The sequence below is a fragment of the Williamwhitmania taraxaci genome, assembly GCF_900096565.1.
GTDB classification, from domain to species: Bacteria; Bacteroidota; Bacteroidia; order Bacteroidales; family Williamwhitmaniaceae; genus Williamwhitmania; species Williamwhitmania taraxaci.
On the sequence record NZ_FMYP01000064.1, the window covers coordinates 1 to 23883 of the forward strand.

Sequence of the window (23883 nt, forward strand, 5' to 3'; positions counted from 1 at the left end):
GACGACAGCGCATCCTAAAGCTCTTTTCGGCCAAGAAATACCACCTGCTGCTGGAGTGAAGCGGCCACGCTGCTGTGCCCAATGGGAAAGGTATGCCCGCGCCTCAATAGCTAGTAATTGAATACCTGACACTTACGGTTCGTTACGGTTTTTATTGTTGCAGGCTTCCAAAAAAGGAAGTTGCAAACCATAGGGGGAGCGAAAAACGGAAGAAGTGACGCAAAGAAGGGCTATGTCGAACCAAAAAAATGGCAAAATATCCACCAAGCAAACCTAAATACGCTAAGATTTAAAACCTAGCAATCGACCTGCGGATTTAAGGGAATACAATAAAAAAGTTAGAAGTCCCGAGTCCGAAGTAAACGGCCTCTTCCGTCTTCGGTCTTCCGGCTTTCTATAAAACAGATACCATGCAAACAGCAAATTTGTTGGAAATTGAGGAAGCAAAAAAGGCTGCCCTCGACGTATTGCTTCATAATGCTCATGGCCCCTTTCATGGACTTCCCCGCACAGCCGGTTGGGGATATCCGGAGCCATACACCCGCGATTTAATGATTTCCATTTTGGGCATTGCGGTTTCCGGAAATCAAAAGTTACTTGATAGTATTCGGAGAGTATTGGAGACATTGGCGAAAAATCAGACAGAACATGGACATATCACTTCGCTGGTGCACAATAAAGATGATCGTGGGGCGAGCGATACTACTCCACTTTTTTTGCTCGGTGTAGGTATTTTCAGGAAAGCGGTTAATGAGCCTGACTTTCTTCAGGAAGCAGTTGAAAAAAGCCTCATTTGGATGGAATATCAAAGCCCTTCCGATCGGTATCTGGTTGCCCAGCAACCTACCAGCGACTGGCGCGACGAACAATGGGTTACTGGCTATGGCCTGTTTGTAAACACTTTGGTGTATAGTTATCTGAGGATGTTGGGCAGACACGAAAGGGCTGATAAGGTTCGTCATGAAATGGACCGATTTACCACCTCCAGCGACAGCAATCACCGCCATTTGTATGAAGGACTCATGGTAAAACGCAAGCCTTATTTTGCTTTTTGGTCGTATAAAATATACAGTAGCGAAAGTTTCGACCTTCTTGGCAACAGTATAGCCATTCTCTCTGGAATTGCATCACCATCACGTGCCGACGAAATGGTATCTTGGATAGAGCAGGAGTGCGCGGCTATGCGAAAAAGAGGTGAATTGGCAGTCGACCTGCCGCCAAATTTCTTCCCATTTATTCAACCTGAAGATCCAGACTGGTTGCCGCGATACAAACTGTTTAATAATCCCGGAGACTATCACAATGGCGGTATCTGGCCATTTATCTGTGGATTTTATGTGGCCGCTTTGGTTGCCGCCAAAAGATACACGCTTGCTACGGAAAAACTTGTTGCCCTTACTCATCTTACCAAAATAACGAGCAACAAGGAACTCGGTTTTGGATTTAACGAGTGGATAAAAGCTCAGGATGGAAAACCCATGGGACAAGACTGGCAAACCTGGAGCGCTGCCATGTATTTGTATGCTGCAAAAAGTGTTGAACTAAAAAGCACGCCATTTTTCGACGACATGCGCTGCCCGTTACCTAAATAAAAAACCAACATCAATGAAGAATTGACAATGTTATTATCCTTTCGTAAAGGTGTGAATGATGTAATTTCTTCTCTAAGTTCTGTAACACTTTATCTTTCTCTTTACCCTAACTTAGTCTTTTCAAAAATCAATGGCGACATTAAGAGAAACAAGAAAATGAATATGTTGAATCGTAGAAAATAAATTCGACAAATCCGAGAGTAGATGACCTGCTCTATGATTTGGGCGAACTGAAAATAAGAATGGGAGATGGGTCTCCTAGCTAAGAAATGCCTTGGGAAACCAGGCTGGCAGCAATATTTTGACACTAAACAATTATGGCCATGAACAACAAAGAGATTGAAAAGGATTTGAACGCAAAAATTCTAAAGGTTACAATGACAATTAAGGACCAGTATCCTGAATTGTCTGATTTTTTAGAAGAAATGCCTGCAACAATCCCATCAGAAGAAAATGTGGAAATTACGCTGAAGAACTTAAGTGCCTATTATGAATCGCTGAATTCTCTGTTGAACAAATACAAATTGGAGCATCCTAAAAGTTCAAAATAAAACATGATGGCTTCGATGAAATCCAATTTCACTAGCAAATCAACAGATGAATTGTTTTATGACTTGGGGGCTATTTTTAAATATATCTTCTTAAGCCGCTTTTAGTTTGCAGAGATGTTTTCAATAAAAAAATCAAGAATAATTTATAACTCAGAAAATGTGGTTTTCCAAATCTATAGAAGACGTCCTTAAGGAAATAAATGTTGATGCATTGTCCGGCCTTTCAGATGAGGAAGCAAAAGTCCGTCTTAAAAAATACGGTGCGAATCAATTGCTTACGAAAAAGAAAAAGAACATCTTCCAACTTTTTGTTGCCCAGCTTCAGGAGTGGCTTATCTATGTTTTATTAGCGGCAGTGGTCATCACCCTGATTATGGGTGAGTATGTCGATGCCACAATCATCATCTTGGTCATAATAACCAATGCTGTTCTTGGCGTTATACAGGAAGTGAAAGCAGGAAAGGCAATTGAGGCGCTTCAGAAAATGTCGTTTCCAAAAGCACTTGTCCGCCGAAACGGCGAGGTGAAAGAAGTAAATTCACACGAAGTTGTTCCCGGTGATATTCTCATTCTTGATGCCGGACGTTTCATCTCCGCTGATATTCGTTTAATCGAGTCTGCCAATCTTCAGATAGAGGAATCGGCGCTCACTGGCGAGTCTGTTTCCGCCGATAAAGATGCAAAACAAGTTTATAGCGACCTTAAAACTCCATTGGGCGACCGTATTAATATGGCGTTTATGTCCACCCTTGTGACCAGTGGGAGAGGAGCTGGCGTTGTGGTAGAAACTGGCATGAATACAGAAGTAGGTAAAATCGCCAATATCATCAATTCCGAAAAAAAGGAGAAAACCCCGTTGGAAATCAGGTTAGATAAACTAGGGAAATCACTTGGATTGTTTGCTATAGGAATATGTGTTCTCATTTTTGTTATTGCAATAATTCAGGGTCGCGATTTGGCCGAAATGTTTATTTTGTCGGTTTCGCTAGCAGTGGCGGCTATTCCCGAAGGGCTTGCAGCCATTGTAGCAGTTGTTCTCTCCATTGGCGTTACGGGCATGTCGAAGCGAAAGGCGGTTATCAAGAAATTACCTGCTGTTGAAACACTTGGTTCGGTCAATATTATCTGTTCCGATAAAACAGGCACACTTACCCAAAACAAAATGACCGTAAAAACTTATTTCAACCTTGAGGGTGAAATAGTTGTCGAGCGTAATTCAAAAAACAGTGCTACCGACGATGCGAAATTGCTTGCCAAAGCCATGATACTGAACTCAGATGCAACTTACGAAAACAGCAAAGGCACAGGCGATCCAACAGAAATTGCATTACTCCTTCTTGGAGATGATTTGGGAATTGATAGAAAGAAATTAAACACTCAGGCCAGTCGTGCCAGTGAGCTTTCTTTCGATTCCGATCGGAAATTAATGTCAACACTATACCAAGAAAACAAAGAATTTACGGTTTATACAAAGGGGGCAATCGGTAATCTTATTAAAATTTCAACACGAGTTTTAGAAAAAGGGCAAGTAATTCCGATTACCAAAGAGCACAAAAAAAGATATCTCGATGCAGCGGAGATAATGTCGGACAATGCACTCCGTACGCTTGGCGTGGGGTATAAGCCGGTTGATTCCGTAATTGAAGGTGCTGAAATGGAGAAAGACCTCATTTTAGTTGGGCTTGTAGGTATGATTGACCCGCCTCGGCCTGAAGTGAAAGAATCTATTCAAAAAGCAAAACTTGCGGGTATTACTACTATCATGATTACTGGCGACCATAAGAATACCGCATTCGCCATTGCCCGCGAACTGGGGATGGCTGACTCTATTGACCAATCTATTACGGGCGAGGCGTTAGATGATCTTTCGGAAAAAGAACTCGCAGAAAAAATTACACAGTATCGTGTGTTTGCGAGGGTTTCACCCGAACACAAAGTCAAAATTGTGCATGCCCTCAAGTCGCATGGTAATATTGTTTCCATGACCGGCGACGGAGTAAACGATGCCCCCTCGCTCAATGCTGCCGATATTGGTGTGGCAATGGGAATAACTGGCACCGATGTGGCCAAAGGTGCATCTGATATGATTCTGATGGACGACAATTTTGCAACCATTGTTTCAGCCATAGAACAAGGTCGGAATATCTACAGTAATATAAAAAAGGCCGTTGTCTTTTTGCTTACGTGTAATTTGGGCGAAGTAATTGCCATGTTTGTTACGCTTATGATGGGTTTAGCAGCCCCGTTAATTGCTACTCAACTGTTGTGGATTAACCTAATTACTGACTCTTTTCCTGCTATTGCGTTAGGTATGGATCCAGGAACTCCCGATGTGATGAAAGAAAAACCACGCGATGCAAAAGAAAGTTTCTTTGCCGGAGGAGCGGGATTTCATATTATTCTTGGTGGTATGTTAATTGGTGCGCTAACAATCCTCGCTTTTTGGTACGGTTATTACGAACATGGATTCAGCCCGTTTGACAAATCAGCTCCAGTAAACACGGTTGAATATGCCCGGACCATGGCTTTCATGGTACTAGTATTGTGCCAGATGTTTTTCTCGCTTGCTGTCAGAAACAGCTCAAAATCAATTTTCCAGATTGGGATATTCACCAATAAATACCTAGTAGGAGCAATTGTATTGGGTGTTCTGTTACAGCTAATGGTTATCATGGTTCCATTTATGCAAAGGGCATTTCATTTGCAAATGCTTGATTTGAGAGGTTGGTTAATTGCGATTTCTTTAGGTTTGGTTCCGCTGTTTGTAAATGAGATTATCAAAATATTTATCCGGGTACGGGCAAATCGAATCAGGCATACAAATGAAAAGATTTAAAGATTTTTGAAAATCATGTTTTCACTCAATTGTAACTTTTGCAACAATTACAAAAATGCAAAAGTATCCAGTAGAGACTTTAGACAGGACAATACTTTTCTAGCAATTGGACTTAACTTCAAATAGTGATAGCCCACTTCTCCCGATAATTCAGGTCTTGTGACTAGAAATGGAATCACTTGCACTCTTACTTGCAAATGCGTTTAAATTAAAAAGGAGATAGCCTAATGGCTATCTCCTTTTTATTAATACTATTGCTCATCTAAAAGGGGTTTTGCTGATGGGTTGCTTTCAAGCAGTGTCCATATTCTCTTCAACCCTTTGCCCTAAAATAATTGATATCCTCCTTAAAGTCACCAACTATTTCTGTAATCATAAGCAATTAATATCATTTGTAACCTCCAAAACACACTTCAAGAAAGGTGATTTTACACACCTTCCCTGTAAAGTTTCACCTCTACAAGATGCTCCTTCCCATCGTTTACCAGGTTAATGTAATTGATGTTACTTTCAGCTCCATCAAGTTTTATGGTTTGCCTAACTTTTCCTTCATGCACCTGAGTTACCACAATCTGATACCTTGTTTCTTTGAAGCGGTAATGAATCTTAAATATTTCCCAGTCGGAAGGCACTTTAGGGTTAACAAATAGTTTATCAACTTCAAGCTTTAATCCGAGCACCGATTCCATTATAAGCCTATACATCCAGCTAGACGATCCCGTGTACCAAGTCCATCCACCCCTACCAATATGAGGCGAAAGGGCATACACATCGGCAGCCATTACGTATGGTTCAACTTTATACCTTTCAACCCCATCTGGGGTTCTGGTATGGTTAATCGGGTTAATGATTGATAGAATTTCGTAGGCTTTTTCGTTGTCGCCTAATTTTGAGAAAGCCATTGCCAACCAAATGGCTGCATGGGTGTACTGTCCCCCGTTTTCTCTTACTCCCGGAACGTATCCCTTGATATAACCGGGGTTCTGGTTCGATTTATCAAAAGGTGGGTTGAGCAATTGAACAAACCCTTGCTCACGCTGAACAAGCCTTTTATTGGCCGATTCCATTGCAATTAGCGTCCGTTCTTTGCTGCCCACTCCCGAAAGGACCGACCAACTTTGCGAAATGGAATCAATTTGGCATTCCTCGTTGCCCGACGACCCGAGCGGTTCTCCGCTGTCGAAGTAGGCGCGGCGGTACCACTCTCCATCCCATGCATTTTTTTCAATATTTTGTTGAATCTCTATAGCCGCATTTTTACATTGTTCAACAAACTCAAAATCTTCTTTAGTTTGAGCAAGTTCGATAAATTGATTTAGGACTTCGAAAAGAAAGAAGCCAAGCCAAACGCTTTCGCCCTTACCCTTATGCCCTACCATATTCATCCCATCGTTCCAGTCGCAGGTTCCAATAAGTGGGAGTCCATGGTCGCCAAACTTAAGGCCATGCTGTATTGATTTTTTACAATGATTATATAGGGTAGTTTTCTCTGCCGAGCGATTTGGTAGATCGTAGTATGAATCGTCCTCTGGCTTCACCATGCGACCATCAATAAAATATACTTCTTCGTTCAAAACTCCGGTATCGCCAGTTCCTTTTACGTAGCGACAGGTAGCCAGTGGTAGCCAGAGGTAGTCGTCGGAGCAATGCGTACGAACACCCCTGCCTACAGGAGGATGCCACCAGTGCTGGACATCACCCTCAGGAAACTGTCGGCTTGCAAATAGCAGAAGTAAGTTGCGTAGAATATCGGGCTTGGCAAAGAGTAAGGACATTCCGTCCTGCAGTTGATCGCGGTAACCAAATGCTCCCCCCGACTGGTAATAGCCGCTGCGCGCCCAAATTCGGCATGCCAAAGTTTGGTATACAAGCCATCCGTTAGCCAGAACATTTAGCGATAGATCGGGCGTTTCCACCTGAATAGTGCCAAGTGTTTGGCTCCAATAGTGCCATACAGCCTCAAGTGCTGTATATGCAGCCCTTGAACCGCGAAAACGGTTAATAGTGCTGTTAGCATCTTCCTTGCTCGTGCCTGCACCAAGTCTGAATATAATTTCACGCTCCTCCCCAACAGCAAGATCAAATGGAACCTGTATGGCTGCACAGGGATCGAGCGCAGCGCCCTTTTTCCCCGAAAGGCGAGAACGCAGCATCGCTGCTGGCCTTTTAAGAGAACCATTGCGGCCTAAAAACTCTTTACGGTCGCAGGTAGTATAGCAAACTGCTTCGTCGGTCTGAAGAAAAGCTACCCGAGAAGAAAACTCTGGGCTATAGGGGTTTACTGCAAATATTACATTACTGTTAAAATCGACACTAGTGTTAATATGCATTGCATTTTTATGTCGCATATCTCCTAATACCCATTCTACAACACTTGTCGCTGAAAGTTTGCATGGCCTAACCGATAAGTTTTTTACTTTTAATACTGAAAACTTTACCGAAGCATCTGTTGCAACATAAACCCATAGTTCGCTAACAATGCCACCTTCATTATGCTCAAATACGCTGTAACCAAAACCGTGGCGTGTTAAGTAAAGTTTCGATTCGCTGTCGGTTAGCGGTGTTGGCGACCAAAAATGGCCTGTTTCTTCGTCACGGATATACATGGCCTCGCCGCTCGAATCAGTTACTGGGTCGTTATACCATGGCGATAGTCGAAACTCGTGGGCGTTTTCAGCCCAAGTGTAGGCGAGTCCATTCTCCGAAATTACAGTTCCAAAATTGGCATTTGCCAAAACATTTACCCAAGGTGCAGGTGTTACTTTATCCTTCGATATTGTAATTACATATTCTCGACCATCGGAAGTAAATCCACCAAGCCCGTTATAGAAAATCAGATCTTGCCGCGGTAGCATAACTTCCGGCTGAGGGTTGGGCTTGTATGCTCGGGTTGGTTTTAAGTATGGTACCTGCGAAGCCATTGGGCTAAAGCGATTTATTTGCTCGGCAAGGGTTCCGCGGGTATCGCTAATAATAACTCGGGCAACTGTTTGGAATAAAATACGATCCTCGTTTGATATTTGGTCAGCCGAGCGTACAAATATTCCTCCTGGTATGTCAAGGACGTTATGACCTATTCCAGTAGCTATTAGCCCTATAATTTGCTCCTGCAGTAGCTGACGATAACCAGCATGGTCTTCGTTCCAAATTACAAGATCAACAGCCAGACCTTTTAAACTCCAGTATGTGTGCGCCTGAACAAGTTGCCGCACAAGATTAATGTTAGTTGGATCTTCAATTTGCAGTAGCACAATTGGTAAATCGCCCGAGATTGCATACCCCCAAAGACCGTACTGCCCTCGTCGATTTTTCTCAATAATTTCTGGCTCAGCCCGAAGTTGTGAGTTTGCAAAAATTATTGAACTGGCAAGCCGGCTGTAAAGTTGAGCGTCCGATTCGGTGGCATTAATTTGACGAAGAATCACCTGGCTATGTGTCCATGCAAGTTCAAAAACGCGGGTTGCTATCTGTTTATCCTGATACTTCTCAACAAGATATAATGCTCCATCGCGAGACTCGCTAATTCCTGTTACTATATCAATTGATGCCATTGCCCCAGGCTCAAGTATAATGCTATACTGAATGGCAACAATGGGGTCGAGTACTGAACCCTCGCTATCTGTAAGTGGTTTAGAATTAGTCATTGCGGCTGGCGAAGCAAGAGAGTTTCCGCGCCCAATGAATTGCATACGATCGGTTTCGTAGGTAATATTCCGAATTTCCGCCCCATGAACGGCCATCAGATGAAACATCCATGGCAATTTTTCATCGGCTGATCTAGGTCGACGGGTGCACAAAATTGCCTGTCGTTGGTGAATAATTTCTGTTTGCACAAAAAGGTTGCTGAATGCAGGATGCGATAAGTCGGCGGCGTTTGTCGTGAGAACTACTTCAGCATAGCTGGTAATGTCGATAATTCTCTTTGTACGAGAACGATTTGTTATCTTAACCCTTCGTAGTTCTATGTCGTCTTCAGGAGATACAACAATATCGGTGTGTGTGTCAATATTATAGTCTCGACGACGAAATTCTGCCCGTCCTTCCGAAAATATGACCTCATACTTATCGGGATGCTTAAGTGTAGGCTGAAATGCCGTTGACCAAAAATTCCCGTTTTCAGCATCACGAATATAGCAAAAAGTACCCCAATTATCGCAGGTGCTGTCCTCGCGCCATCGGGTTATAGCAATATCTTTCCAATGGCTGTATCCTCCACCAGCATTCGTAATTATTACCTTATACATTCCCCCATTCGAAAGAAGCTTAACTTCTGGATATGGCGTGTTTGGCGTGGTGAATACCCTAAGGGGCATTTCGGGGTTATTAAGAACTGTGCGGGTGCTTATTTCGTTTAACGTACTCTGAAAAGAGGCTGTTGCCTTTGGAATTCTTTCCTGAAGCAAGAGCATTGTGGCCTGAAATATTGGTTCTGCCTCAAATCTCTTTTGCATTGGGCAATCGAGTAAAACGTAAGCCAAGGAGAGAAAACTCATTCCCTTATGGTGCGCCATATACGATTTTACAACAACTTTCGATTGGCCTCGTGGTAAGCGAATAGGTGTGTAATCAATCGCTTCGTAGAAACCATATTCACCCATGTTACCTTCATCGGCTAATCGTTCAAGGTTTTCACAAGCCTCTTTGGGCTTAACCATGAGTGCCATTGCTGTTGCATAGGGTGCAATAACCAAATCATCCGAGAGCCCTCTTTTTAGCCCTAGGCCTGGAACACCAAATGCCCTATACTGGTAGTTAAGGTTCACATCAACGTTATTGTACCCCGATTCTGAAATACCCCATGGAACACCTCTTACTTTTCCGTATTCAATTTGCTGTTCAACTGCTACTTTGCAGGTCTGATAAAGCAAACTATTCTCATATGTCGGCATCACTAAAAGAGGCATAAGGTATTCAAACATCGATCCGCTCCACGATAGCAAAACAGGGTCGCCGTTAACGGTTGTAAGAAGTCGCCCAAGCGCAAACCAACTTTCCTGCGGAACTTTATCCTGAGCAATAGCCACAAAGCTTGACAAGCGAGCTTCTGATGCTAATAAATCGTAGTAGCTTAAATCGCTTTTCTGGTCTTCAACATTGTAACCTATGGCTTGCAAATGAATTGACTTGTCGTAAATAAAATCGTAATCCATTACAGCAAAGTTTGCTGTTTGTTTGGCGATTGAGCCAATAATATCGATTCTTTCCTTTGCAATTTCAACGGCTCTTTTGAGAAAATCGATTAAATCATCATTCAACTCAAGCCCGCTTACTTTATCTGAAACAAGCTGTTCATAAGTGGTGTATTTTTCTACATTAGTTGTGGCAATTTGCTGTAATGTTGGAATTGCATTCAACTCTGGGTACTTGTTCGCTATATCTGGGAATGCAGGGTGCAAAATCCACGGAACCAAGTACTCTAGTTCGTCGAGGGCTGCTTTACACTGTTTTAAAAGAATATGAGCCCACGCACCAAATTGCACATCAGAGTTTGCTTTATTTGCAATCTCAGTAGAAGCTTCTACGAGATTTTTCAAACTTTTTTGCAAATGAGTAAGTGTAACAGGCTGTACCTTTAAAACTGCTGCTATATGTTTTTGAAATAGAGCAAATTCGGCCGCATGCGATTTTCCCGATTGTTCAGTTAGAACTTGTAGCGTATCGTTTATCCCTTCAAAAAGCCGGAGCCCAAGAATCGAATTGTTGGGCAAACTGATTAGCCCTTGCTGAAGCGTAAGCAAATGACCCGCTAGGTTGCCGCTGTCGACCGACGAAACATATAGAGGCCTTAACGGCTGTAAAGTTTGAGTGTCGTACCAGTTGTAGAAGTGCCCCAGATGGCGCTCCATTATATTCATTGTTCCGTAGGCGTTCGAAATACGGTTAAGTAGTTCACCGGTCATAATATAGCCAAAGTCGTAAGCCGACAGGTTTGCTAGAAGCGAAAGGCCAATGTTTGTAGGCGAAGTTCGATGGGCTATTACCGAAATAGGTTCCTCCTGATAGTTATCGGGGGGTAGCCAGTTATCGTCGGGCCCAACAAATGTTTCAAAGAAGTACCATATTTTACGGGACAACTTCCTGAGAAAAAGATGCTGCTTATTGCTCAGCTTTGCTACATAAGGTACAAGGGGTTTGCTGATCCACCATGCAATAGCCGGAAAAACGAACCAAAGCCCTATTATAGGCCAAACCATTGCAAGTGTTAACGGTTGGAATATTGAAAGATAAGTTGCCGACAGAATTGCTATTATGGGCGATACCCAAATGGTACGAAACGATTCATAAAGTTGATTCCCTTTTTGGCGATCGTTGCTATCTGCAGATTTCCACTCGAGCAGTCGTTTTTTTGAGATCAATAATCTCCAGCAAGTTCGCAGCAAGGCATCCATGCTATAAAACGCTTCGAAAGGAAGGCTGACAAGAATAAATGCTGCCTGAAACAGCTGTCGGATTATTGCCTGCTTAATTGCGTTAAAATGCTGAATTAGGAGCACATCCTTTGGTTTCTGAAAAATTTGAAAAACCGAAGTAATTAGTGTGGGAATTAGAATGATTCCGATTACAATTAGTGTCCAGAACAATGGCGATAACAAAATAGTCCAACCAAGTAGCAAAATAGTTAATAGTGCTACCGGAACTACACTTCGCCTCAGATTATCGAGAATTTTCCACCACGACAGTAGCGAAAGAGGGTTTTTTCGTGGCGCATTATTCACCTTAGGTATATAGGGTAAAAGCCAAGGGAGCAATTGCCAGTCTCCTCTTATCCATCTATGTCGACGGTTTACATCGGTGACATAGTTGGCTGGGTATTCTTCAAATAGGAGAACATCGCTTAATAAACCTGCCCGGGAATAGCAGCCCTCCAGCAAATCGTGACTCAGAATTCTGTTTTCCGCGAATCGACCCTTTAGCGCTTGCTCAAACGAATCGACATCGTAAATGCCTTTACCAATAAAGGAACCCTCACCAAATAAATCCTGATACACGTCGGAAATTGCACGAGTGTATGGATCGATACCTGGCTCGTTGCCGAAGAGTTTTGCATATCTCGACCGGTTTGTGCCCGGTAAACTTACAGCAACCCTTGGTTGCAGAATGCTATACCCTTCCGTTACACGCTGTTTTTTTGTGTCGTATTTTGGTTTGTTTAGCGGATGCGACATGGCCCCAACGAATTGACGAGCCGAGTCGCGCGGTAATTGAGTGTCGGTGTCGAGCGTAATTACATATTTTATTTTATTTAAAACCTCTGTATTGCCAATTATGTGCGTAAACAAATTTTTTGGACCACCCCGAAACAAAGAGTTCAGGTCGGATAGTTTCCCCCTTTTTCGCTCATAGCCCATCCATATCTTATCCGTTGGATTCCATCTCCTAGGGCGATGGAAGAGAAAAAACGTATCCTTATCATCACCAGGGTATTTTTCATTTAACGCTATAATCCCATTTACTGCAAGTTGAACAAGCAAATTGTCTTCCTCTAGTGTTTCTTGTGCGGCATCTTTAAAATCGGTTAGTAAGCCAAAGTGCAGGTTTTTATTCTGATTTGCTAAATACCTTACTTCAAGAGCTTCTAGTAAATTATCAATGTTATGGGGGCTTGTAATCATAGTTGGCACTACAACCATGGTTCGAAATTCTGGAGGAATACCTTTAGCGTAATCGAGGCGCGGCAATGGAGATGGATCTGCAAAAAGTGTAACTAGCCAGTTTACAAGAGCCATTGACAAATAACTACAGCAAAAAACCAGCAGTAAACCTAAAACCCAAATGTGCCAGCTACCTATTCCGTTACTTTGAGCCTTTACTAAAAGGCAGAGACTTAAGCCAAATGTTAAAAGAGCAATCGAACCCAGGTACAAGAATAGTGGAACCCTGTTAGCAATCTTCCTAAACACTGAAGGTAAAGGCAGTTTAACATTTACCAAGGCTTCAAGTTGAGGTAAGCCCTTGTCGATGAGGTAAAACCCAACATGAGACTTACGATCATCCACCCCATTGATTCCAGCACTATTTTTTGCAAGTTCAATGGCTTTATGCGCTACTTCAATTTCAGAATAGTTACAGTATTTTCCAATTCTTTCAACTACGTGCCGATAATGGTCGCGAGTGCTAAAATCCATTAAGTGGTATGCTTTCGATGGGTCATCGAGGAGCACATGCTCAACTTGACTCATCGATTCCACAAATTCGCGCCAATCCAAAGCGCTTATTAGACGAAGGCTACCAATACTATTGCTGATAGAAACTTGGTCGGCTGCCTGTTCCTGAGATCCAAATTGGATTAGCTGGGCTATTGTTTGATTCGATTCGGACAGTTGTTGTGCAATCCATGTTAATGGAAATGCCAAGGCTGGACCACGGCCCTGTAATCGCCTTACAAATTCCGAAACAAAAGGTGTTGTCATTGGCGGCTCAGACCTTACCATGTCGGCAACCAATAGAATCAAATTTTTTGGATCTTTATCAGCGGTTTCCGTCATTCTGTCGACCCACGAATTGGCTAGATCTCTGTCGGCTCGACCGGCAGCAATTCTTACCGCAACACGGCGAAGGTTCTCGATAATGGCCAACCTTAGCATTATGGGAATAGCCCAAAGTTCACCCAATTTTAATGGAGTAATTGATTGGTAAGAAGTTACAAATCGACGCAAATTTATAGGGTCTACATGCCCCTCGCCATGAGATATTATTTCTTTAGCAATATCGTAAACACGTGGAAGCCCGTCCGATTTGCCATCGAGCAACTTTGGCAGCTCTTTGCTGTACCTTTTTGGAAAATGCCTTTTTCCGGTACGTATATGTTCTTCAATTAAATAAAAATTATCGAGCAGCCATTCGGCGGCAGGGGTAATCAGCATTTCATTCTTAACTGCCTCATAAACTATATCGTGAACTTTAATCAGGATAGTTTCGTTTTCTGCAAGACGCGAAAGCAGGTGCTGGTCGGGTTTGGATTTTGGACCCAAAATATGCAACCCAGCCAAAGTTTTGCCATGCTGCTCCATTTGTTCGGCGCTGTAAAGTTCCGAGTTCAACAGTGGTTCTCCGTTAGTGTACTTATTTAAAATATCCTTTTCCCATATATGGGTCTTCAGGTTATGTAATGATTTGTTTATTTTTGAAAACACTACTTTCATAATTTCACCGAGTTTATATCAAAAAAGTGGCAAGTAATTCATAGTAAGCAAAGTGGCAGGAACTTATTAACTGTTTTAGTATGAATTAGTTCTCTATAGTTAAATGGTAAGGTTATGCATTAAATCCGTTTAAGTTGTTACACTTTTTTAAAAATATGTTACATTATTGCCACATTTTGAATACGTTAAAAAGGCTAATTGCACTGAGTTAGGAGGTGCAGAATGATTAAAAAAAGATATCAAGGGTGCAATTATTAACTAAAGTTTCCGCATCCAATCATTCTTGCTCAACCCGATGATGATACGCTTTGGGTAGGAGGGATAATTCTGAACCGAAGATTCAGAGTCATTGCCGCGATTCAAAGCATTTAATATTACTGGAGAATATGACAATGGTCTTATCTCCTTCAACTATTTTGAAAAGGTGTGAATTATGTAACTTAATTCATTAATTTTGCAACAATTCACTCAACAATTTGCTTAACCTTTGTACCGCTAATAGATTATTCAAATTGAAACTTCGAGATATGGTAGTTCGCACATGTTTTCTCCTCCTCCTTTTGCAGTTGACTATTGCAGTCGATGGTCAGGAAATATTCAATCCACCAATTAAAAAAAATAACGCTTTTAAAGCGGGTGAAGTACTAACTTTTCAACTCAAGTATGGTTTTATTTCAGCCGGAATAGGAACATTGATACTTTCCGAAGATTTATACAATAATAAATCGGTTTTCCATTCATCAACCATTGTTCAAACTACTGGATTGGCCGAAACGCTTTATGGCGTGAAAGATATTTATGAGAGCTGGTTCGATAAAGAAACTAACCTGCCATACAAGCAGATTAGTAATATAAAGGAAGGACATTACACCAGAACCAACGATGTAACATACGACCAGAAAGGTAGAATGGTAACCTCAAAATCGAGCGGAACTCATCCTGTTCCCCAAAAGATTCTCGATTTATCCTCGACCATGTATTACATTAGACGAATCGATTTTTCAAAAATTTCGGAAGGTGATTCGCTGTTGCTGAATATGTTTTTTTCCGATGAAGTATTTCCGCTTCGATTTATTTACAAGGGTAAAGAAACTATCCAAACCAATTTTGGGAAAGTTAAATGTCATAAAATTTGTCCTCTTGTGGAAGTGGGGCGGATGTTTAAGCGAGCCGATGACCTAACCGTTTGGTTTACCGACGATGATAATTGTATCCCAGTACAGGTAAAGATGGCCATTCGCATTGCGGGAGTTGTCAATTTAAAACTCATAAAATATGAGAATCTGGCAAACCCAGTGACGTTTAAGAAGTAGAAGGTATTTACTTTTCCGGTTTTTATTTTCCTGAAGTCTTATTAACGCTTTGTTTGATTCCTGAAAAAATTGATTTAGCGCAGTAATTAAACAGAAATCGTTCCGGGTCTCTTTCTTGGTCTATGATTCCGATTCTTATCTGCTCGCCCGGGAGTGGATTTGAATCCAATATTATCTTGTCGCCAAGTAATGAGAGAATCCAGGCCTTGACTCCCTTTTTATCAGTTTGTTTGTTTTTAGCTGTAAAATCCAATCCATGGTAAAGAAAAGTCATCTTACCCAATGCTTTCGTATTGTTTGCCGTGAAGTTGAATTTCATTCCATCAATAATACCCGAGGGGACATTTATACGCGCATTATTTTCAAGCATAGAGCGTAAATCGCTTATTTTCATTTTCGAAATACTGCAATCTACTGTGAAGGTATTACTTGTGTTAAATATTTGTGATTTTAATGCGATTACTATTTCCGACTTTCCCATTAGCATGGCCTCCGTCTTCAATTCCATAAATGCCTTTTTAGTTTTATAAATGGTATCGTTAGTGATCTTGTAAAGCCTTGCATTAAACTGATTAAATTGTATGTTTCCCGGCTCAGATGCCTTCTCAGCGTGTTCTGTATAGCCTATATTCCCTGCTAAAAACGCGATTGAATCAATATCGATCTTTCCGGGATAGTTGTAAATCATATCTTGAAATGCAGGCTTGTTTATATGCTTAAAGGGTTTACGCTTGTCGCGAAAAGCATTTATATCCATTTTTCCTATTTCAATATATGAACATATCAGAGAACCGGTTTTGAGATAATCAGGAACCGAAAATTCATAGAAGTTAATTGCATTTAAATCGGCTTCAATTCGGTCTGTCTGAAACTGATAAAGGGAGGTGAATTCGTAATCTTTGTAGTTCGGATGAATGGAAAAATGGCTAACAGACAAAACATTTTTATTTCCCGAGTAATTGAGACCTATGGCCTTATAAGTATACATACTATCAGCAGATACTCCATCAAACGCCTCTACGTCAAAATCAAATTTACTTATGATTTTGGTCGTAAATGTGTCTCGTTTTTCAATATGCAAGTCGTATGCTTTAAATATGGCATCTTTTAATACATACTCACTTAGGGAAGAGCTATCCTTAATATCCACCCCCAGTTTATCAAAAATAAGGCGATCTATCCTGATGTTTAATGTCGAAATTTTTGGCGCTTTTGTTTGCTTTTCAAACAGAATTTGTCCAACTATACTACTTTTAGATATATTTACTTCACTCACTTCAATATCCTTGTCGAATATCGCTTTGCGGAGATTGATCCCTATAATTTTTACAGATGTGATCATACCCGTCAAACTAGGCACCCCATTCTTTTCATGGATTGATTGAATTACAATATCTTCAATTTCCACTTCAGGTCTGAAGACTGACAGATGAACCCTTCCTATTTTCAGGTTATAATCAGCAGTCGTTTCATTAAACGCAGTTTCCATTTTTTTCTGGACCCAAGGCTCCACAACGAATGCGTTTACAATAATCGTAACCAGCACCAGCACAAATATTCCAATTAAAACTCTCAAAATTATCTTCATGTAACCCGAAAATTAAATTGTTTGTATTAAGCAAATTTCATGATTTCTGTCGCGATTCAAATTTTGTAAAGTTGGTGTGTTTTGTAGTCAGCGTAATTACACTATTCGAAATATAAGTTACAACATTCACACATCACGATTATGCTTTGCAGCTAATGTGGGAAAGATGTAACTTTTCACTAAAGTTTTGTAACATCCTAAATCACCCTTCATTTAACTTTGTATTGTTGTTAAAAATACAACATTTCTGCCCCGCCAGATGCGGTAAATCGAAAAATCCAAACGATGCAAAAAGATAAATTAGAAAGACTGGCTTCCGAGAGAAGCAACCCATGTGTAACCATTTCAATGAATACGCACCGAAATTTTTCCGACAATCAAAAAGACATTGTCGAATTTCAAAAACTAATAAAGAAAGCAAACGATAATGTGGTTAAGGAATTTGGGCATTTTGATATAAAAAATCTGCTGAATAAAATTGAAAATATTCAGGAGCAAATTGATTTTAATTCTTTACTGGATAGTCTTCATATCTTACTCTCCAATACTACAACAGAAATCGTAAAATCATCGTGGCCGACGCGTCAAAATGTAGTCTCGGTAGCCGAAAATTTTGTAATAAAACCTCTGATTAAGGATTTTAACCGAGATGAAGATTATCTTATCATGGTACTTTCACAATCGGATGTTCGCTTATTGCACGCCATAAATGATCGTATCGTGGGAGAAATTTCCGATAAAGACTTTCCGTTCGACAAAAATCCACATTTCTTAATCGATCAGGATAAAGCAATAGATAGTAAACAGATCGATAATTATATCCGTGATTTTTTCAACAATATCGACAAAGCATTGGTGAAAATTCAGAATAAAACGGATATGAATATTGTTGTGATTTGCACTGAAAGTAATTGGAGCCAGCTGATGCGAGTTGCCGATAAACCTTCTATCTATTACGGGAATGTTAGTTTGAATTTCAACAACTCGAATAGTCTTTCTTTGGCTACCGAATCATGGAAAATAGTAAGTGAAGTAAAGAATGAAATGAGGGTTAAAGCCATTCATGAAATGAAGGAGGCCGCAGGTCATGGGAAAGTTCTTACCGATTTAGCGGAAATATTTCTTGCTGTTCAATCAGGAAGAGGTGATTTACTGATTACTCATGAAGATTATCATCAAGCGGTGATAATGGATGACCAATCTTCATTTCATTTGGTAAAGGATGTTACTCTTCCTGGCGTAATTGACGATATTACCAGTGAAATGGCATGGGAAGTCATTTCGAAAAAGGGACGTGCTATCTTTACTAATAGTGAAGAATTTAAATCTTTTGGAAAAATTGCCTTAAAGGTTCGGTACTAGTAAACTAATTGGAGTGGAAAGGTGTTAGATAAGCGTCTATCCATTCCACTCCTTAAATACTGATTACTCAATTCAAAAGTTATATGACATTCGTAGACTATTATAAGATTCTGGGAATTGATAAAAAGGCGACTGACAAGGAAATTAAAAATGCCTATCGCAAACTTGCCCGAAAGCATCATCCCGATTTGAATCCAAACGACAAGGATGCGAAAATGAATTTTCAGCAAATCAATGAGGCCAATGAGGTTTTGAGTGATCCTGTAAAGCGAAAAAAATACGATCAATATGGAAAGGATTGGCAACATGCCGATCAGTTCGAGAGTGCCGGACAACGGCAGCAGCAAGCATCGCATCAGAGATCAGGATCATCAGGATCGCAATTCTCAGGGGATTTTTCTGGATTTTTCGAATCCATGTTTGGTGGGTCTCCAAATGCAGGCAGAAGCAGGCAGATGCAATATCGCGGCGAAGATTACAATGCCGAAATCAGTCTCAATTTGTTGGATGCGTATGAAACCCACAAACAAACGTTAACAGTAAACGGAAGTAATATAAGGATTACAATCCCGGCCGGAATTGAAAACGGACAAATTATTAAAATTGCGGGGCATGGCGGTGATGGAAATAACGGAGGACCAAATGGCGATCTGTACATCACTTTTAAAATTGCCGACCATCTTGTTTTTAAACGCTTGGGCCATAATTTATACATGAATGTTGATGTTGATTTATACGCCGCCGTGCTAGGCGGCGAAATCACTATCAATACCATAAGCGGAAAAGTAAAATTGAATGTAAAGGCGGGAACCCAGAGTGGAAGCAAGGTGAAATTGAGCGGTAAAGGATTTCCGGTTTATAAAAGTAAGGGGCAATTTGGTGATCTTTATGTAACCTACGCCATCAAGATTCCAACGAATTTAACCGAAAAGCAAAAGGAACTATTTTCTGAACTGGCAAATCTCAACCCTAAAGACTAATCTGATGAAAAAGTTGATACCTGCAGATGAATTCTGCGCCAGCCACAACGTTGAGATTTCATTTATCGGTTTGCTGCAAGAAACCGGATTGATCGAGATTACAACCATTCAAGAAACTGGATATATTCATGTGAGCCAGCTCGAGCAAATCGAAAAAATTATTCGGCTCTATTACGAGCTGGATATTAACTTAGAAGGCATTGACACCATCACTCACCTTTTGCAGCGAATAGTTGATATGCAGGACGAAATTACTACACTTAAAAACAGGCTTCGCCTATATGAAAATCTTTAATTGCTTAAGATTAATGCACTTTATCTACAAGCACGATTCTGATCTCTAAATCATTGTCAAAAAGAAACAACCTCAGTTTTATTGCAATTGTGTTGCAGCCACAATAGTGGTTTAGGCGTTCGTTAAAAAAAATATAGGGCAACACGTCTCCTTCCTATAGCCGATTGACTCGAAAACTTTGATCGGCTCCTTATAATTGTGGGAATTATACAACTAATTTCATTAATTGTATAACTCTTTTCCTTTCAAAGACACCGACCTTTGCTGGGTAATAACACTTACATATTTTTACTAAAACGCCTATCATGACCAATCTACTTTATGTATTAGCCATTGTTATACTAATTATCTGGGCTCTTGGTTTTTTTGTTTTTCACCTTGGTGCAATTATACACTTGTTATTGGTTTTAGCGATTATTTCCGTTCTCATCAGAGTAATCAGAGGCAAAAAATAGACTTCGCATAAAACTATCGGGCATACGAAACCCACCACTATTGCTATTAATTACCCCTAAATTCATACGATGAAATTGTTCGGATCGAAGCCAACTAGCAAGAAAAAATGGATAATCTTAGCTGCTGTAATTTCCTTTTTTATTATGATCCGTATTGCATTACCATTTGTGGTGCTGCACTATGCAAACAAAACGCTAGCCCGTATGCATGGCTATTGGGGCCACATCGACAATATTGATATTTCGCTCCTAAGAGGTGCTTATGTGTTAAAAGATTTTCATATAGACAAAGTAGATACCACATCGAAGGATCGAACACCATTTATTTCTTCAAAGGCAATTGATCTTTCGGTAGAATGGACATCGTTGCTTCAAGGACAGCTTGTTGGCGAAGTGGATGCTTTAAATCCGGTAATCCGGTTTACAAAAGACAAAGTAGAGCCAGCAGATATTCAAAAAGACACCAACGACTTCCGGAAAGTTCTGAAATCATTTATGCCTCTAAAAATTAATCGATTAGTAGTACATAACGGCAAAATACAGTATATCGATTCCACATCGACACCTACCGTAAATATATGGTTGGACAAAGTCCACATCCTTGCTCAAAATCTTACCAGTGTTAAGGATACTGCATCACTTCCAGCCACCGTGGTAGCCAATGCGAATCTATATGGGGGCGATTTAACCTTTAAAATGAAGATGGATCCAATGGCCATTTACCCATCTTTTGATATGAACGCAGAATTGGCAAATACCAACCTTCCCGATTTGAATGATTTATTCCAAGCCTATGCATCCATTGATGTAAACAAGGGAACATTTGGTTTATATACCGAACTCGCGAGCAAAGACCAACGGTTTATTGGTTACGTAAAGCCCATAATCAAGGATCTTGATGTTGTTGGCCCTGAAGATAAGAACGACAGTTTCGGTAATAAAATATGGGAAGGGATTGTTGGCACAGCCGCAGTTATCCTAAAGAATCCAGAAGAGGGACAGATCGCTACAAAAATCCCTATGGAGGGAAACCTTGAGAAAACCACGGTGAATACTTGGTATGCAGCACTGGGGCTACTGCGCAACGCATTTATACAGGCAATTAAACCGGCAATTGATTATCAAATAAACTTATCCTCAGTTGATGCGCTCGAAAAATTCAACAAGAAGAATCTTGTTGAAAAAATCTTTACTAAGACCGACGATAAGCCCAAAAATATTGACAAGAAGTAGCTACAGCTGAACATTAATATTTATGAAATTGCGATTTAACAAGTTAGGCACAATACTTTTAACCACTGTAAAGAAATGGTATAACCGCGATCCTTTTCGTCAAGGAGCCATTATTGCTTACAACGCAATATTTGCCATTCCCGGATTATTAGTTGTGGTGCTTGCTCTTGCCGGTTATTTCTTTGGTGCCGATGCGGTTAGTGGTCACCTGCACGCACAAATTGCTGGAGCTATGGGCAGCGATGTGGCGGATCAAATCCAGTCCATGATAATGATGTCCGTTAAAAGTAAAAGTTCGGTATGGGCCACCATAATAGGACTAGCAACGATAATAATTGGAGCCACTGCCGTATTCGTTGAACTTCAAAAATCGATAAATATTATTTGGGAGGTAAAAGCATCAGCTTCCATATCTGGCATTTGGTCATTTCTTAAAACTAGGTTGTTTTCGTTCGGATTGATTTTGTCGGTTGCTTTTCTGTTGCTCATTTCGCTGGTAATGTCCTCGTTAATCGCCGCTCTTGGCTCATGGGTGCAGCAATACTGGTCCGATTCATCGTTGTTTCTGTTTAAGTTTCTCAACTTTTTCCTTTCTCTAACTATTATTACCGTACTGTTTGCATTGATGTTTAAGATACTGCCCGATGCTGAAGTCAAATGGCATTCCGTATGGATTGGGGCATTTTTCACATCGGTATTATTTGCGCTAGGCGAGTCGGCATTGGGGTTATACTTTGGCAAAGCAAGCCCTGGATTAGGATACGGTCCAGCAGGCTCCATTGTTCTTATTCTATTATGGACCTCGTATTCTGCAATGATTGTATTCTTTGGAGCCGAATTCACAAAAGTGTATTCCGATTATTACGATGGTTTAGTTCTTCCAACCGAAGCGGCTGTTATGAAATAAGATCCTGTGAAGCTTTCGGTAAAAAAGAAGGAGATTAAGAAGTAGAAATGGTTGCTGTTATTGCTCCATCTCTCCGTATTTTTCTTTGCAATTAATTACTTCTTCCTCATCTCCTCCAAATGTGGGAATGATGTAACTCTTTCGCATAATCATGTAACATTTAATAGGGGATATAAGCCAACTTTGTGTGTGTTCTTTACTCAGCAGTATTTGCTGCAAAATGAATAGAACCAACCTGAATAAATAAACACAATGGATTTACATATAGCCTTATAATCATGAAAAAGATACTGATAGCGTTGGATTTTGATCCGTCCGCTAAAAAAGTAGCCGAAAAGGGTTTCGCTTTAGCAAAAACTATGGATGCAGAAGTAATACTGGTTCACGTAATCGCCGATCAGACTTACTATTCGTCGCTGGAAGCGTCGCCAATAATGGGATTTAGTGAATTTAATTCTACCGATTTTCTCCAATTTATTAATGTCGATGGAGTGACAAAAGCATCTGAATACTTTTTAGATAAACTAAAACATCACCTCGGCGATAAAACCATTCAGACTGTGGTAGAAAGTGGTGATTTTGCCGAAAGCATTATAAAAACGGCCAAGCATTACCATGCCGATATTATTGTGATGGGCTCGCACAGCAAGCGGTGGTTGGAGCAAATACTGTTGGGAAGTGTAACGGCTGAGGTTTTAAAGCTAACTGCTATACCGCTATTTATAATTCCCATAAAGGAGCATAATTCATAGCAAAAACAGTGTATCGATATATTGTCATCAAAAACATCATTAATTAATCTTCACAAATACTTTATAATTATGAAAGAGTCAACAGGATTAGACGGAAATTGGAACGAGATTAAGGGTAAGTTGAAACAGAAATTTGCCATCCTTACCGACAATGATCTATTATTGGTCGAAGGCAAGAAGGACGAGTTGCTAGGCCGACTCCAAAAAAAACTTGGCAAAACAAAGGAAGAATTGCAGAAAATATTCTCGGAGTTATAAACTGCACGCAATAGGTTACTGATTAAAGCACCACATATTTTTGTGGTGCTTTTTTCGGTATGTCGGGCTGGGAAAATAGTTAATTTGACAGACTGAAACAGCTAAGCGTTGTGCTTGTTCTTTTAGTGCTTGTAATAGCCCGTTTATACCTCTATTGGACTACTACCAGTGTCTTTGGGTTTTCCACAACAGCATTAATGATTTATATTATTGCATTCCGAACATATTTTCTAGCACTTCCAATCATGTAATGGCTTATCCAAAACCGGTATACCAGCGGCGCAGCCCTCACGAATTCAAAAGGAGATAATATATGGATGAGTAAACCCATACGTGCAGTGGTGTGAGAGGTTCTCCCCGTCAGCCTAGCTGGCGGGGCGGGCTACTCGATTATGGCTTGTAGTTTCTGTCGTCAAGGCGTTTAATGTCAGTCGATAAAATGCAAATACTTTCACAACTCACATTTCAATCACTTTATAAACCACACTTTCAAACCGTAAAATACAAAAGCTGTTATTTATTAATTTTCACTACTGTCCGACAAAAAGATTCCAGTTGAAACGTTAGTTGAATAAAAATAAGGGGCTACTCCCCGAAGGTTTCACCCCGATGTTGTAG

Annotated in this window: 14 protein-coding genes; 12 read left to right on the forward strand and 2 right to left on the reverse strand. The window is 40.6% G+C overall.

The annotated features are described in order from the left end of the window. Positions 1–410 precede the first annotated feature (410 nt). The 3 genes from BLS65_RS14025 to BLS65_RS14035 all read left to right on the forward strand — a co-directional run bounded on the left by BLS65_RS14025 (position 411) and on the right by BLS65_RS14035 (position 4979). Entirely contained in the window at positions 411–1592 is a 1182-nt protein-coding gene (locus BLS65_RS14025; RefSeq protein ID WP_092440087.1) for a glycoside hydrolase 100 family protein, read from the forward strand. A 323-nt stretch (positions 1593–1915) separates the two neighbouring features. Beyond that, positions 1916–2143 carry a hypothetical protein gene (locus tag BLS65_RS14030; protein WP_125869882.1) on the forward strand — a complete coding sequence of 76 codons (228 nt, stop codon included), beginning with the start codon at positions 1916–1918 and terminating at the stop codon, positions 2141–2143. Between the two features lie 157 nt (positions 2144–2300). Next, entirely contained in the window at positions 2301–4979 is a 2679-nt protein-coding gene (locus BLS65_RS14035) for a cation-translocating P-type ATPase (RefSeq protein ID WP_092440091.1), read from the forward strand. A gap of 428 nt (positions 4980–5407) precedes the next feature. Here the strand turns inward: BLS65_RS14035 and BLS65_RS14040 are convergent, their stop codons facing one another. Next, on the reverse strand, positions 5408–14122 hold the full coding sequence (locus BLS65_RS14040) for a glycoside hydrolase family 94 protein (RefSeq protein WP_092440093.1): 8715 nt from the start codon (positions 14120–14122) through the stop codon (positions 5408–5410). A gap of 527 nt (positions 14123–14649) precedes the next feature. On the opposite strand from BLS65_RS14040, the gene BLS65_RS14045 reads away from it, so the two are divergent. Beyond that, the gene (locus BLS65_RS14045; RefSeq protein WP_125869883.1) at positions 14650–15435 is read left to right on the forward strand and encodes a DUF3108 domain-containing protein; all 786 of its coding nucleotides are present in this window, start codon (positions 14650–14652) and stop codon (positions 15433–15435) included. 22 nt (positions 15436–15457) lie between these two features. Here the strand turns inward: BLS65_RS14045 and BLS65_RS14050 are convergent, their stop codons facing one another. After that, positions 15458–17023, reverse strand: a complete 1566-nt coding sequence (locus BLS65_RS14050; protein ID WP_092440097.1) for an AsmA family protein — start codon at positions 17021–17023, stop codon at positions 15458–15460. Between the two features lie 285 nt (positions 17024–17308). On the opposite strand from BLS65_RS14050, the gene BLS65_RS14055 reads away from it, so the two are divergent. From BLS65_RS14055 to BLS65_RS14085, 8 genes are all read left to right on the forward strand, one after another. Next, the gene (locus BLS65_RS14055; protein WP_092440099.1) at positions 17309–18385 is read left to right on the forward strand and encodes a baeRF3 domain-containing protein; all 1077 of its coding nucleotides are present in this window, start codon (positions 17309–17311) and stop codon (positions 18383–18385) included. Between the two features lie 83 nt (positions 18386–18468). Then, the gene (locus BLS65_RS14060) at positions 18469–19365 is read left to right on the forward strand and encodes a DnaJ C-terminal domain-containing protein (RefSeq protein ID WP_092440101.1); all 897 of its coding nucleotides are present in this window, start codon (positions 18469–18471) and stop codon (positions 19363–19365) included. A 4-nt stretch (positions 19366–19369) separates the two neighbouring features. Then, positions 19370–19660: a chaperone modulator CbpM gene (locus BLS65_RS14065; RefSeq protein WP_092440103.1), complete on the forward strand. Its 291-nt coding sequence runs from the start codon at positions 19370–19372 to the stop codon at positions 19658–19660. 305 nt (positions 19661–19965) lie between these two features. After that, positions 19966–20115 (forward strand): lmo0937 family membrane protein, encoded by a 150-nt coding sequence (locus tag BLS65_RS18045; protein WP_125869884.1) that lies wholly within the window; start codon positions 19966–19968, stop codon positions 20113–20115. A 69-nt stretch (positions 20116–20184) separates the two neighbouring features. Further along, positions 20185–21348, forward strand: coding sequence for an AsmA family protein (locus BLS65_RS14070; protein ID WP_092440105.1), 1164 nt, complete (start codon positions 20185–20187; stop codon positions 21346–21348). A 22-nt stretch (positions 21349–21370) separates the two neighbouring features. Continuing rightward, positions 21371–22255, forward strand: a complete 885-nt coding sequence (locus BLS65_RS14075) for a YihY/virulence factor BrkB family protein (protein ID WP_092440107.1) — start codon at positions 21371–21373, stop codon at positions 22253–22255. 278 nt (positions 22256–22533) lie between these two features. Further along, positions 22534–23007: a universal stress protein gene (locus BLS65_RS14080; RefSeq protein WP_092440109.1), complete on the forward strand. Its 474-nt coding sequence runs from the start codon at positions 22534–22536 to the stop codon at positions 23005–23007. Between the two features lie 69 nt (positions 23008–23076). Beyond that, on the forward strand, positions 23077–23265 hold the full coding sequence (locus BLS65_RS14085; protein WP_092440111.1) for a CsbD family protein: 189 nt from the start codon (positions 23077–23079) through the stop codon (positions 23263–23265). The last annotated feature ends 618 nt before the right edge of the window (positions 23266–23883 follow it).

Bases quoted from the DNA above. Each gene is read 5' to 3' on its own strand.
- BLS65_RS14075 (WP_092440107.1), top strand. From the start codon at position 21,371: ATGAAATTGCGATTTAACAAGTTAGGCACAATACTTTTAACCACTGTA.
- BLS65_RS14045 (WP_125869883.1), top strand. From the start codon at position 14,650: ATGGTAGTTCGCACATGTTTTCTCCTCCTCCTTTTGCAGTTGACTATT.
- BLS65_RS14050 (WP_092440097.1), bottom strand. From the start codon at position 17,023: ATGAAGATAATTTTGAGAGTTTTAATTGGAATATTTGTGCTGGTGCTG.
- BLS65_RS14060 (WP_092440101.1), top strand. From the start codon at position 18,469: ATGACATTCGTAGACTATTATAAGATTCTGGGAATTGATAAAAAGGCG.
- BLS65_RS14040 (WP_092440093.1), bottom strand. From the start codon at position 14,122: ATGAAAGTAGTGTTTTCAAAAATAAACAAATCATTACATAACCTGAAG.
- BLS65_RS14080 (WP_092440109.1), top strand. From the start codon at position 22,534: ATGAAAAAGATACTGATAGCGTTGGATTTTGATCCGTCCGCTAAAAAA.
- BLS65_RS14030 (WP_125869882.1), top strand. From the start codon at position 1,916: ATGAACAACAAAGAGATTGAAAAGGATTTGAACGCAAAAATTCTAAAG.
- BLS65_RS14070 (WP_092440105.1), top strand. From the start codon at position 20,185: ATGAAATTGTTCGGATCGAAGCCAACTAGCAAGAAAAAATGGATAATC.
- BLS65_RS14085 (WP_092440111.1), top strand. From the start codon at position 23,077: ATGAAAGAGTCAACAGGATTAGACGGAAATTGGAACGAGATTAAGGGT.
- BLS65_RS18045 (WP_125869884.1), top strand. From the start codon at position 19,966: ATGACCAATCTACTTTATGTATTAGCCATTGTTATACTAATTATCTGG.
- BLS65_RS14035 (WP_092440091.1), top strand. From the start codon at position 2,301: ATGTGGTTTTCCAAATCTATAGAAGACGTCCTTAAGGAAATAAATGTT.
- BLS65_RS14065 (WP_092440103.1), top strand. From the start codon at position 19,370: ATGAAAAAGTTGATACCTGCAGATGAATTCTGCGCCAGCCACAACGTT.
- BLS65_RS14025 (WP_092440087.1), top strand. From the start codon at position 411: ATGCAAACAGCAAATTTGTTGGAAATTGAGGAAGCAAAAAAGGCTGCC.
- BLS65_RS14055 (WP_092440099.1), top strand. From the start codon at position 17,309: ATGCAAAAAGATAAATTAGAAAGACTGGCTTCCGAGAGAAGCAACCCA.